General features: G+C 39.4%; 9 protein-coding genes. 2 read left to right on the top strand and 7 right to left on the bottom strand.

Annotated features, from left to right (window positions below):
- The first annotated feature begins 90 nt into the window (after window positions 1-90).
- Complete coding sequence (locus tag ACE01N_RS01595; protein ID WP_380584142.1) at window positions 91-1131, top strand: sensor histidine kinase; 1041 nt, start codon at window positions 91-93, stop codon at window positions 1129-1131.
- The gene (locus tag ACE01N_RS01590) at window positions 1131-1841 is read left to right on the top strand and encodes a LytR/AlgR family response regulator transcription factor (protein ID WP_380584140.1); all 711 of its coding nucleotides are present in this window, start codon (window positions 1131-1133) and stop codon (window positions 1839-1841) included. Before ACE01N_RS01595 ends, ACE01N_RS01590 begins: the two co-directional genes overlap by 1 nt.
- 57 nt (window positions 1842-1898) lie before the next feature.
- Here ACE01N_RS01590 and dcp read toward each other — a convergent pair whose 3' ends face one another.
- The 7 genes from dcp to ACE01N_RS01555 form a co-directional block, all read right to left on the bottom strand.
- Window positions 1899-4025: a peptidyl-dipeptidase Dcp gene (gene dcp, locus ACE01N_RS01585; RefSeq protein WP_380584138.1), complete on the bottom strand. Its 2127-nt coding sequence runs from the start codon at window positions 4023-4025 to the stop codon at window positions 1899-1901.
- A gap of 280 nt (window positions 4026-4305) precedes the next feature.
- Window positions 4306-5049, bottom strand: a complete 744-nt coding sequence (locus tag ACE01N_RS01580) for a LytR/AlgR family response regulator transcription factor (protein ID WP_375720055.1) — start codon at window positions 5047-5049, stop codon at window positions 4306-4308.
- 16 nt (window positions 5050-5065) lie between these two features.
- Window positions 5066-7993, bottom strand: coding sequence for a sensor histidine kinase (locus ACE01N_RS01575; protein WP_380584136.1), 2928 nt, complete (start codon window positions 7991-7993; stop codon window positions 5066-5068).
- Between the two features lie 196 nt (window positions 7994-8189).
- Window positions 8190-9425 carry a hypothetical protein gene (locus ACE01N_RS01570; RefSeq protein ID WP_380584134.1) on the bottom strand — a complete coding sequence of 412 codons (1236 nt, stop codon included), beginning with the start codon at window positions 9423-9425 and terminating at the stop codon, window positions 8190-8192.
- 107 nt (window positions 9426-9532) lie between these two features.
- The gene (locus ACE01N_RS01565) at window positions 9533-11017 is read right to left on the bottom strand and encodes a TolC family protein (RefSeq protein ID WP_380584132.1); all 1485 of its coding nucleotides are present in this window, start codon (window positions 11015-11017) and stop codon (window positions 9533-9535) included.
- Between the two features lie 6 nt (window positions 11018-11023).
- Entirely contained in the window at window positions 11024-12277 is a 1254-nt protein-coding gene (locus tag ACE01N_RS01560) for an efflux RND transporter periplasmic adaptor subunit (protein ID WP_380584130.1), read from the bottom strand.
- A gap of 328 nt (window positions 12278-12605) precedes the next feature.
- The gene (locus tag ACE01N_RS01555) at window positions 12606-13799 is read right to left on the bottom strand and encodes a M24 family metallopeptidase (RefSeq protein ID WP_380584128.1); all 1194 of its coding nucleotides are present in this window, start codon (window positions 13797-13799) and stop codon (window positions 12606-12608) included.
- Window positions 13800-13954 lie beyond the last annotated feature (155 nt).

Here is a 13954-nt window from a genome sequence, read left to right as displayed (position 1 = left end):
ATTGAATATTTGACCGTTCACATAGAATGATTTATATTTTGAATAAATAATTCTTATTAATCACAGCTATTATTTACCTTTAAAACCTGCATGAAAAATAGTAGCATCAAATACGTTGAACTAACAGTGCATTCCTTATGCTGGATAGGAGCTACATTTTTATTTATCCATTTTAATGCGCTGACGTTTCATTATCTGAATGGTAATTTGATGGATGTTCCCATCATTTTGGGAACTTTCATCAATATTGTTTTATTCTATTTGAACCTGCTGTATTTATTTCCAAAATTCAAATCGGGAAAACTATCCCTTATAGGATATGTTTCACTAATTTCTGTTACCCTGATAATACTTAGTGTCCTCGAAAATGCCTTTGACTTTTTATTTGCAAAACAAATTTTGCCGGACATACGCGTTGTGCCTCAAACCGGAGAAATAATTGTCACATCTCTTATCAATTTATCTTTCATGGTGCTATCCATTTTATACGCCATAATAAAAGACTGGATTAACAATGAAATTGTAAAACGAAAACTTGCTGAAGAAAACCTGAGATTGGAACTTAACTATCTTAAGTCACAAATAAGTCCGCATTTTTTATTCAATTCACTTAATAACTTGTTTTCTGTCGCTTTAAAAAATAATGATTCCGAAACGGCTTCGGGCCTGGCAAAACTTTCAACTTTAATGCGGTTTATGCTGGACAAATCTGATAAGTCGATCGTTAAACTTACCGAAGAAATTGAATATCTCAAAAGTTATATCGAGCTTCAGAAATTACGCTTTATGGAAGACGATAATATTGAAGTATCCTTCAAAACAACCGGTGATCCCCGGCAGTTTAACATCCCTCCTTTTTTGCTGATCAATTTTGTTGAAAATGCGTTCAAACACGGGATTGACTATAAAAAATCTTCTAAAATAAATATTCTCATTAGTATAGTAAACGATGTGCTGAACTTTACCGTAGAAAATACAAATCATACCTCAAAAAAAGGAGAAGCTAAAAAGAAGATTGGATTGATCAACGTTAAAAAAAGGCTGGATTTAATATATCGGAATAATTATGATTTAATTATAGAATCTGATAAGCAAACGTACAGTGTTAAACTAAAAATAAAAAGTCTGTAATGATTTGTATCGCAGTTGACGATGAACCGAGGGCGCTGGACATAATTGAAAACTATGCTGGTAAAATAGACTTCCTTCAATTAGTTAATAAATTCAGAAATCCGCTGGAAGCCATCAGCTTTTTGTCTGAAAATGACTGCGACCTTGTTTTTCTGGATATTAACATGCCGGATATTACCGGGACTGAATTATTGAAAGTATTAAAGAACAGCCCAATGGTAATTTTCACAACCGCTTATTCAGAATATGCTGTTGAAAGTTATGAACTGGACGCCATAGATTATTTGCTGAAACCTTTTGAATTTGACCGTTTTTTAAAATCTGTCCTGAAAGCAAAGGAGAAATTAAACGTATCAGATCATAATCAATCATCTACTATGCAACGATCCAATGTTCCGGAAGATATCATTCAAATAAAAAGCGGCAAGGAAATTTATCAGGTAAAAATACGTGAAATAGAATACATTGAAGGATTGGGAAATTATATTAACGTGATGGTGAATAAAACCAAATTAATCGTTTATACCAGCCTGAAAGAATTTTTGGCAAAGCTGCCTGAACAAGAATTTATACGAATCCATAAGTCATATATCGTTCCTGTCAGAAAAATAAAATCATTTGAAAATCATCGGGTAAAACTGGATAATAAAACCCTTCCAATTGGTAAAAATTATCGTGAAAGTTTTAGCAGGCGGATGAAAAAATATTAGACAAAAAAAAGTCAGGGCCTCACCTGAAGTGAGACCCTGACTAAACTGATTAAAGTTTTATAATAAACCCCTTGATTTTAACAAAGGCTCAATTTCCGGATCTTTACCTCTGAAATCCTTATACATCTTTTCAAGGTCCTCTGAGTTGCCACGTGACAGGATCATATCACGGAAACGTTGTCCGTTTTCACGGGTCAATCCACCGTTTTCCTTGAACCATTCAAAGGCATCATTATCCAGCATGGCAGCCCAGGTATAGGCATAATAACCTGCCGAATAGCCATTCCCCCAAATGTGCAGAAAGTAGCTTGAACGGTAACGTGGCGGTACTTCTTTCATATAAGCACCTGCTTCCTTTAAGGCGTTCAATTCAAATGCATCGGCATCTTCAATTTTTTGTCCTGCACTGATCGTGTGCCAGGCCATATCCAGTTTTGATGCCTCCAGTAACTCGGTAAAGGCATAGCCCTGGTTAAATGTTACAGATTTTTTAATCTTATTAACGAGCGATTCCGGCATCGGTTCACCGGTTTTATAATGTTTGGCATAATGTGCAAACACGCTCGGATATAATGCCCAGTGCTCATTAAACTGTGATGGAAGTTCTACAAAATCACGGGAAACGTTGGTTCCTGAAATACTTGGATATTCTTCGTCAGCAAAAAATCCGTGCAGGGCATGCCCAAACTCATGGAACATCGTGGTTACATCATCGTAGCTAATTAGTGCAGGCTGACCCGGAGCCGGTTTGGTGAAGTTACAAACGTTGTAAATCACCGGTTTGTCGCCCAACAACTTAGACTGCTCAGTAATGTTTCCCATCCATGCACCGCCAGATTTATTGTCGCGTTTGTAATAATCGCAGTAGAACAGTCCAATGGATGAACCATCTTCGTTAAACAATTCAAACGTGCGAACATCATCCTGGTAAACAGGAATATCTTTACGCTCTTTAAATGTAATTCCGTACAATTGAGTCGCCGCATAGAAAACACCGTTCTCCAGAACATTATTCAACTCAAAATAGGGCTTTATCTGGCTTTCATCCAGATCGTATTTTTCTTTGCGAACCTGCTCCGAATAGAAATTCCAGTCCCATGGTTCCAGTTTAAATCCACCTTTCTGCTTGTCGATCAAAGCCTGTATGTCTGCCGCTTCTACCTTGGCCTTTGCCATGGCATCGGGTGTTAATCTGTTCAGCAACTTGTTGACAGCTTCCGGTGTTTTTGCCATTTGATCTTTAAGCGCCCATTCGGCATAATTTTTAAATCCAAGTATTTTTGCCTGTTGAGCCCGAATTTCAGCCAGACGTATGATGATAGCTCTTGTATCGTTGCTATCGTTCTTTTCTGCCCTGTTCCACGAGGCTTCAAATAACTTATGTCTGGTATCACGGTTCTTTAAGTATTGCAGATCCGGTTGCTGCGTTGTATTCTGAAGCGGAATTAAATATTTTCCGTCTTTTTCGGCATCCTTTGCTCGATTTGCTGCAGCCTCCAGTTCTGCATCCGATAATCCAGCCAACTGAGTTTTATCATCCACAACCAATGCTCCTGCTTTTGCTGCGGCGATTAATTTATTGCTGAACTTCGCGCTTAATGTTGCCTCCTCGCCATTCAGTTTTTTAAGTTCTGCCTTTTGCTCATCTGAAAGATTAGCTCCCGCCAGTTCAAACCTCTGATAGTAGTATTCTACAAGCCTTTTTGATTCAGGGTCCAGATTAAGACTTTCGCGTTCATTATAGATTTTTTTAACCCGCTTAAAAAGTTTATCATTCAAAAATATTGCATCCGAATGGGCTGCCAGCTTCGGTGCCTCCTCCTCTTCAATACGCTGTATATCCGGATTGGTATTGGCTCCTGCCAACAAACTAAAAACACCATACGCACGATGCAGTGTTTGTCCGCTTTTTTCAAGAGCTACAAATGTATTATCAAATGTTGGCTCTTCTTTGCTGTTGGCGATTGCATTAATCTCCTCCATCTGTTCTTTCATTCCCTGTTCAATGGCGGGCTGAAAGTCTTCATTTTTAATCTTTGTAAAATCCGGTGCACCATACGGAAGGTCACTCGAACTGAGTAAAGGATTATCCTTCATTTCATCATTTTTTGTTGATTTAGTACCTGTACAGGACGCTGTAAATACCAAGAGCGAAACTGCCAGCAAATAGAATATGTGTTTCATGATAATATATTGAAATTATACATAATTAATTCGTGCGAAAGTTACGGGACTTCTGTGTAGCATTTCAATTCTGAGATTGTCAAACTAATTATTTGATCCTTAAAAAACACAAAATTAGTCAAATTTGTCATCAAAAAGCTGATAAATATCGTTATGACTCATTTTGAAAAAACAATTGCAATAACAAGTATTATGCCTGTTCTGTTTATACGAACCGCTTATTTTATTACAATTTAAGCTTCAAATTCTTATGTATATTCTGAAAGTGGTGTTTGGTATTTCAAAGTATTCTTTTCAGCACTTCTTCTCTTTTTTGGCGCGAGATGGGAACATTATCCCCACCTTCCATTAAAATATAGCCTCCATCGGATTTTACGTAGGCTGATATCTTTTGGCAGTTGATAAGGTGAGACTGGTGGGTTCGCAAAAAGCCGTAGGCCTCAAGTATTTCATGGTATTCTTTCAGCGTTTTGCATACCATATATTCTTTGTTGCCTTCAATAAAAATACGCGTATAATTGCCATCGGCCTCCATGCGGATAATGTGTTTGATCACAACAAATTCAATTTTCTCGGATAAGGGAAGGGCCAGGCGTTTTTCTTCGTCAGCGCGGTCAATGTTGGCTACAAGTTCTGCCAGGCGCTGGTTTTCTTTTTTTCGGTTAATCTGAGTTGAAGCCTTTTCAACTGCCTTCGAAAGTTCAAATATATCAATGGGCTTAAGTATGTAGTCGATGGCACAAAACTTTACAGCCTGAATGCCGTATTTGTCGAATGCTGTAACAAAAATCACTTCGAAAAACTGGTCATTTAGTGATTTTAGCAGGTCGAAACCCGAACCGCCCGGCATTTCAATGTCGAGGAACAATAAATCAGGCTGTGTTTGTTGCAGCAATTTCAACGCTTCGGGAGCCGATGCTGCTTCGCCAATAATTTCTACCTGTTTGCAATATTCAGTAAGCAGGTCGCGCAGGTTTCTCCTGCTTTTTGGTTCATCGTCAACTATAATGCTTTTAATGCTCATTTGTATGTCTTTAAATTTAATCAACCGGTATTATTAGAGTAGCAGTTGTTCCGGCTTTTTCACTGTTATTTTCCACCGTCAGTCGGGCCTGTTTGTTTGTGTGGTTTAAAATAGCCAGGCGTTCCTGTACAAGTTTTAATCCAAAGCCTTTTTGGCTCAGTTTGTCCTCCTTTTGTTGCGACAGGCCGGTTCCGTTGTCTGTTACATAAACGCAGATTTTGTACTTGCACCGATCTACTTTAATGCTAAGCTTTCCCTTTCCACCGAGTGACGATAACCCATGTACGACTGCGTTTTCTGCCAGAGGCTGGATGATCATCCCGGGTATTTCAATCAGGTCACTGTTGATATCGGATGAGACCTCAATGCTCAGCTCAAATTCGAAGCGCAATTGTTCCAGTTCGCAATACAGTTTCACGGCTTCCAACTCTTCGGACAGGCTTACCATGCTACGTTCCGAGTTATTGAGGACACTACGCATTAATACCGAAAATTTAGCCAGGTAAATGTTGGTTTCTTTATATTGGGAACTGTTTACGAGTGATTGGATGGAATTGAGCGCATTGAAAACAAAATGCGGGTTCATTTGCGAGCGAATAGCCTTAATTTCCAACTCCTTAATTTGTCGTTTCAGGGCTTCCTGACGCCGTATTTTGCGTATGCGCATCCGGTACACCAAGAAACCGATGAAAAGTGTGAAAAGGATGGAGCCTAAGCTCCACCCTGCGGTTTTATAAAATGAGGCCTTTTCTGTCTTTGTGTATCGGTTGGCGTCGATGGCCTTTCGTATGGCTTCTTCCAAAGCCTTGTTTCCAATATAGTTTAGCGGACTTTTTACATCGTCATCCACAATTCGTAGCCATTTATCAAGTACAAATATTTTATCCTGATTTGTTTTTAAAAGTTTGCTTCCTAAATCCTGCTCCATCACGTCTATAACCTTTACGTTGGGCATAGCCTTTATGGAGTCAGCAGCAGGACTTTTATCTGAATATGTATTTGGAAGTGAAACAAATATGAATTCCACCTCGTCAGGCATAAACTTATCCATTTCTTTTTTATAGTAGCTGATCATTCTTTTCTCAGAGCGCATAACAACCAAACAAACGGGTTTTCCTTTGTACTGTGCAAGGTTAAAGACAGTACTGTCTTTCAGTATGAATGATTGTACCGGGAATGCTTTGCCCGGAGCCAGTTCCGAAACTGTTTTATGTACTTGTTCCAGTGGCTCGGTCAGCAAAGGGTCCTTGCAATTATTGATAAAATCCTGGTAAAAAGGTTCAATTCCTGAAGCTGATGCAAAGCCACCTCTTAATTCCTTATCAAAAGCTTTATAAAGGGCAGTATAAAGCGGGTAACCTTTTAGGGATGCCCTGGCAAAATAGTAGTTCCCATAAAAGTCATTGTTTTGTCCTCCAACCGACATTTCCAGGCGTTGTTTCTTAAAATCAAATGCGTAGTGAAGGAAGCTTTGGTAGTATTTACACCATTTATAGGGATACATCAAAGTGGGCAATGTATCTACTTCTAAAAAGAAACCGGCGGGAAAGTCAAAAACTTCTTTCTCTGAAGCTTTATGGGATGAAAACATATCTTCATAGAGTATCGTCTCGTTTTCTTCTCTAAAATATAATTTATCTGCTGCCAGATAATAATTCCACTTTGACCTGAAATAATCGACACATTCTTTGGTCGCCTTTTTACTGTACAGGTTTAGAAGGTATCTAATGTTTTTTGTGATCGTTTCATGGTAGGTTGAATAAGCCCGGACATTTTTAGGCAGGGGCATGTATGTCATCCACTCATCCATTTCCACCGATAAATTAGCATTATAAGCCGCTTTGCCCCTAAAGTTGATTGCATTAAACAAATGGCCAGGTTCTGTGGGCTGGTCGTAAAGCGTACCTCTGATTGAAACCCTTTCCACCTTTGATGGTATATCCAGAATTTCCAGTGTGTCGCCGGGCACGAAGAAGGAACTTATCGTTTTGCTTCCAATGTCTATCTTCAAATAAAGCGGTTCGTTTAAAAATACAGGGCAACTAAAAGAGCCATCTTCACCGGTGTCAAAATGCCTTTTTTTGAAATATGCCTCATCTCTGTCTCCTTCAAGGCTAATTGTTATTTTCCGGTTAGCCAGATCCGCAAGTTTCCCTTTGATGATGCTGTTGGCTGGGATTGGGAAAGATGCATTTACCAATCTGCCTATCTGATCCGAAATAAGAATCTCTTCTTTTTTTAAATATTTGACTTCTGTAGTAACGGTATCGTTTGATGTTACCTTATATACGCTATAGAATTCTGTTTCGCGATAGTCATTGGTTTCAATTTTTTGCTCACTGTTAAGTATTGTCATTGTTTTAAGGCCTGATTTTGGAGGTAAAAATGTAGTGAAACCTGAAAACAATTCGATCAACTGCGTTGGAAGCTTAAAGTTAAATGAGATTCCAATCTTGTTTTTTACTTTGGGACTGATTTCCGTAAGTTTAAATTTAGGAGCATATCCGGAAATTGAATCAAAGCGGATAATATTGCCGTCGGGAGTTACCTCCAGTTCAGACTGAATGAATGGTATTACCGACTTAACATTATCCCGGTAAGGAGGATAGTAAGAATCGTAGCCCAACCAGGTGTTAAAACTGGAAGCATATACTTTGCTTTGAATTCTTTGAATGGATACGTTGTAAATCTGGTTGCCGTTTGAACGCTGCTTTTGCAATTGGTAATGCAGTAATACGGATAACTCTGTTTTTCCGGCTTCTTTAAAAAAGTTGAGAGGTGACCCGCTTTTATCCGAATAATTCAGCGGAAGATCAACCTGCATTTCGAACCAATCGCCTTCGTTGATGTGAAACCGTCCTTCCGGGTTTTCTGCCAACAGTTTAGCAGAAAAAAAGATTAGTTTGAAGAGCAAAATGCTGAGTAAAATGTTTTGTCGTTTCATGGTGTTCAAAATTTATGAATTATATGTTCATAAGCAAAGCACGGCAAAACATTTTGGATCTACCTGGTTCATTTAGCAAACAACATGTTTGATTACATATTCGGGACTCAATCCCTTCCCTGGCAGCAAAACTAAGCAATATTTGAGTATTACAGGGGTTAGCGAAGATGTTAACTTCATCTTTATGGCAATCTGATTATTGCCCTCTTAACTCGGTGAGAAATTTATTGAAACGTTTCAGATCTGCATTGTTTGGTTCAGCCAACCGATACACCATTAAAATCTGTTCAAGGTCCGCAATATTCTTTTGAACAACAAAACGGCTGGCATAGGAATAACACGCAATGCCCAGAAAGCTTTTCAAGCGTGCGTAAGCCATTTGTTTCATTTCATCCGGTTCACGATCCACATGATTGTTTAAATCATCAATCTCCTTTTTCCACCATGTCGAATCCTTTTCCAACAAAGCCTGACTATATTCCTGACGCTTTCCTACTTCGAAACGCAATACATCAGAAAGCTTACTCAATTGATTGCTGTAATCTTTGGAGTAAGTTATTTCCCGTGTCTTCTCACGAAAGGAAAATATTTTTTCAAATGCTTCAACAAATCCCATATTCCGGCTTATACAGGCTGCCTGCAAATACTGCCCCCCATCCGTTAATGAATCAATGCGTGCTTTTTGTTCATCCACATATAACTTAACCTTTGTGGCTTCATCAATGTTTTGATCCTGTAACCAAAACCAACCCCAGCTATTGGTTAACTTACTACTATCAGGCCATTCATGCGATCCGTTGATCAACTCAACGTGTGCATTGTCAGGCAATTTTGCCGGGTCAAAAATGTACTGAACTGTTTCCAGAAAATTAAAATCGGTCATTCCCAGCAGCCCCATAACCGAACATTTAATAGCTGAAAGCTGATCAGTTCCGGAGAATGCACCACAAGCCAAAACACCATTCACCGGATGGTTCATGGCATATCCAAGCACCATTCGTGCGCCTCCTGAGAATCCGGTTAGATAAACCTGATCATTTACAGGATAGCGTTTTTTTACATCAGCAATAAGTTCATCTAGTTCCTTAATAAAGTTTGGATCGCTATTCTGTATAAGGTTGGATGCCACCAAAACAGCAGGAAAACTTGTAACAGCTTCTTTCAAATGCGTTACCGCAGTTTGACCCGATCCATGTGCATCAACAGCTACCAGTAATGGCAATTTCTGATCCGGATTTTTGTGCTCAGGAATAAATATTTCATAGCTGTGAGCCGGATGTTGTACGCATGAATCCGTTTTTTGAAGCGGATAATTCTGATCTTCGTTTTTACCTTTAAAATGGCATGAGGTTATCAAACATGAAAACATGAAAACGCTGAAAATCTGAATAAGATGGCCGGCACGCATTTCTGGAAATTTAAATGAATGCACAAAGTTGGGAATTTTTATGCATTCAATCCACTTATTTAACAGCAATTAGCTTATTAAGCCAATCCGGGATGAACGTAAACGATAACCGTAGGACAAATTAAAATTCTCTATTGCAAGCCAAATCTATTGTCAAAATCATTGGAAAGGCTTTGTTTCATCTGAAAATCAAATAAGGTTATGCTGCGCATATAGTAATAATAACTCCAGTACTGCCTTATCCTGTTGTATACACTCCTTAAGGCATTGTCTCTTTCGTTACGTGCTGCGTAAAGGGTTTCCAAATTAACTTTCCCTGACAAAAAACGTTCTTCCACGGTCTTGTAGGTCTTTTCTGAAATAGCATTGGCTTTTCTTGCATTAACCAGGAGTGCTTCCTGCATATTAAACTCCATGGCACTCATCAGAACATCATGTTCAAAATTTATCTGCTCTATTTCAACCCGGGCAGCAGTAACTTTTTTATTGGATTCTGCTATTTCTCTCCGTCCACGGCTCATGCCCCAATCCACAATCGGGATATACAGACTTAATTCTACTCCTCTGTCAGAATCAAAATCATGATTCACCTCGTTGAGATTCTGCCCTGATTTACTCCAGCCAAAATTAACATTCAGGTTAGACTGAATGCCATTGGTTCCCTTTGCCCGGGCTATTTCCCTGTTGGCTTCTATCAACCGCTTTTTGAAGTCCAGAACATCCGGATTGTTCTCTGTGGCTTTAGCTAAAGCAGCATCGGGATTGATATTCAGATCAGGAACGCTATCCGGTACCAGAAGCCTCAGATCCATATTTTCAGAGATCCTTAAATAAGATTTCAGATCAAACTTATATCTCTCAAGTTGCAGTTTTGACCGTTCAAATTCATTTTCCGTATTGAGTTTATTCAGCTCCAGCCTTTTTAGGTCCATGCTGGCAATGGCTCCTCGCTCAAACAGGCCCATGCTTTTAAAGTAAAGGGTATCGGCTGACTGTTTATTCAACTCCGCAATTTTATATGACATCTGCGCATCCAGAAAATTAAAAAAAACCGTGATGGCCTTCATGGCGATGTCTTCAGCCGATTTAATATATTCCTTTTTTGCGATCTCAAATTTCAGCGGTTCAATCTTTTTTTGCCATTTAAACGTATTAAACTGAAACAATGGTTGTGATATTCCAACCGAAAAAGGGGTATATCCATATCCTATTTCATTATTGGCATAATCTTCGAGACGACTCAACCTGGAATTGATATAAATATCACCTCCGGTCGTCATGATATTCTGAGTCAATGATAACCTACCATCAGATTGAAGCTTTTCGGAGCGTTTAAGATATGACCCGGTATTATCTGTGATGGCTTCAATGGAGTTTTTATACGATAAAGGATTTGAATTCAGTTCGAGCCATGGCCTCTGTTGCGCTTTAAATGCTTTATACTCCCACCAGCTTGACAAATACATGTTTTCCTGAATAAAAGCATCCAGGGATTGCTTCTGCGCCAATTCTATCACCTGATCCAATGATAGCACTGTCTCCTCCTTTTCCTGTGCTGAAACAGAAACCATACAACACATGATAATGGCAATACTTATATAAAATTTCATTTTCATCACTGACTATTTAAAAACCAGTTTTTCGGCATCTCCAAACGTATCATAACCTGAAACGATGACTTTCTCTCCCGGCTCAAGTCCCTCAAGAACTTCATAATAGTCATCGTTTTTGCTCCCCAAGCGAATTACCCGCTTTTCTGCGAAAGAATTCGACTTATCTATTACATATATCCACCGGCCTCCCGTACTCTGAAAAAAGCCTCCACGTGGTATTAAAATGCCGACCTGAGAGTCTCCGAGTCTGAGTTTTATGTGATAGGTCTGACCCACACGAATCAAATCCGGCATGTGGTCTGTAAAAAGTAATTCGGTTTCGAACCGCCCACCGTTGACCTCAAATGAAACCTTATCCACGTAAAGATCATAATCCTTATTTTCTATGGAGCAGGTTGCCTGCAAATGCCGTGATACCCTTCCTGTATAATACTGATCAATATTGGCTAATATCTTTAACTCCGAAAGGTCTCTGATATATCCTATTCCAGAGTTTTTCCCAAGCTGTCCTCCAATCTCAACATTTATAAGAGAACTAAGTCTGCCGGCTACCGGTGCCTTTACATTCAGATCGTCCAGCTTTCTTTGTTCAATCCGGAATTTTGCCTCGTTTCTTTCCAGGTTATTTTCCATTCGTTTTATGTTCAGTACGCTCAACAAGGAGTCCCTGTGCAGATTTTCAATTTGAATATCACGCTTTTTAAGGGTAAATTCATAAGATTCCTTGGCCATTAAAAACGCATTTTGAGGGATCATCCCCTGTTCGTATTCATACTTCTTTTCTTCGTAATTGCGTCGCTCATTGTTGACAGAAAACTCAATTTCCATAATCTGGCTTTTAAAACCAGCCCTGTTCTTTTCTTCATTTATCTTGCTTTGCTGCACATTAATGCGCTCCTGATCCAGTTCCGAACGCATATCAATGATGGACTGCTCCAGTTCGGGATTTGTCATGGTCAGGATTATATCCCCGGCCTTTACTTCATCACCTTCTTCATGAAGTTTTTCCTTTACCTGTCCACCTACCAAAGGATGAAGGCTTACCGTTCTTATCGGTTCAGCAACACCGGTAATGCTGATATAGTCCTGAAAGGTATCCCTGACAACCTCTCCAACCGATAGCTTATCCATATCCACTTTAAAAGTGGACCGGTGATCACCAAATACTGTGGTCGCCAGTATAAAAACGAGGAAAGCCGTTCCTACAATCACAAGAATATAGTTTTTCCGTAACCAGCTTTGCTTCTTTATTTGTCTATCCATTCCCATAAGAAGAATTTTTATGTACCCTGAACCAAAACCTATGCCGTTATTACATAATTAACTAACTAACAAAATATTACACATTATCAATGATTGCGATGTGTCAATATATTTTACACGTTCATGTATCAGTTTTTGACACATTAGTGGAAATTAAAAATGTGCGTCCTGGTTTGAAATCTAAAAAAAGGATAGTATAACAGGAATTTGGGCTCAAAATAAAGCATGACAATCTAACTGTCTAATATTTTACAGCACAAAAGTCGAAGAAGGAAGTTTAACAGATATTGAAAATAATCAACCCCAGATATACGTTAATCCGCAGTTGTTATTCAACCAGTATAAGTCCCGGATTGGTTCCCGTAATACAACGTCCACCAACATGTGTAACAACAAATGTGTTTTCAATTCCCACCATCCCAATTCCTTCTATGCCCTTTTTAGGCTCCACGGCAAACACCATGTTCTCTTTTAGCGGGTCTTTAAATCCTTTGGCCAGTACCGGTAATTCATCCACTGTGAGCCCAATACCGTGCCCCAGAAACTTAACCTGCCGGTTTCCATAACCCATAAAATTTTGTTGAAATTCAGGGCTTAAACCTTCCATGATGCTTTCATAAATCTGCTCCGGGGTATTCCCCGGTTTCAGCATCTCAGCAATCCGGTTCTGAATATCCACACACTGTTGATGAACAGCAATAACTTCATCAGGCAATGATTTCCCGAACATATAGGTCATGGTTTTATCGGAATGATAGCCATTCACTCCCATTCCCATGTCCACAAAAACCAGGTCGCCTTTCTTTAACTTACGGGTACGGCTTCCAAGTCCCGGAACGGCAGCACTTAATCCGCGGTTTCCTCCGGGTCCGTCAAAATTAGTGGGATATAACGAACTGTCACCAAATCCGAGCTGAGCCACAATAATTTCCGTATCGTGCATGGCAAAACGGGCAGTTCCCTGATGCCCTTCACGCACCATAACCTGGTATAATTCACCGGCCAGATCGGCTTCAGTCATGCCCTCACGTAACAATCCGGGTACAAATTCTTCCGAGACACGTTGATGAATAGCTCCGGCTTTTTCCATAAAAGCCAGTTCCCATTCACTTTTTACTGCACGGGTCATCGCTATCTGGAAATCGAGGGGTTTAAAGGATTTAAACGAAAAATGTTTTTGAAACCGTTGGAACATTGCCAAGGGTACATATTCCGTTTCCAGATAAACATCTTCCGAAAGTTTTCGGTACGACTGCGCGGCATCCCGGTAGCTGTTCATTGGCTTTATGTCGCGAAATTCCGACTCCTGTACAGTACGGTCATAACTACGTCTGGCCCAAAGCGTAGCTCCGTTTTCACGTTCAATAATCAACATACCTTCAGGCATTGATCCTGTAAAGTATAACAGGTTTATTTTACTGAATATTACTGCTGTTTGCCAGTCAGGATAGTTTCGGCTCATAATCCGACGGAATGCTTCCATCCTCTGGTCCAGTTCTGCTAAAGGTACGTTTTCACTCATAATAGTCTTTTTGCACTTCAAAAATAACGGAACAAAACAAACATCATTCCCATTTCTGATAAGAATATTGCATTTTTTTAAATCCATGTTACAAACGACCCTGTAATTTGATACTTACTTACCTCTTATAAAGGATTTAATGCTACTCTGTTTTG

Source organism: Quyinboa ferrireducens (assembly GCF_042436675.1).
Taxonomy (GTDB): domain Bacteria; phylum Bacteroidota; class Bacteroidia; order Bacteroidales; family UBA5342; genus JBHJHP01.
The sequence above is the reverse complement of the archived record's forward strand: the minus strand, read 5'-3'. Positions and strand labels throughout refer to the sequence as shown.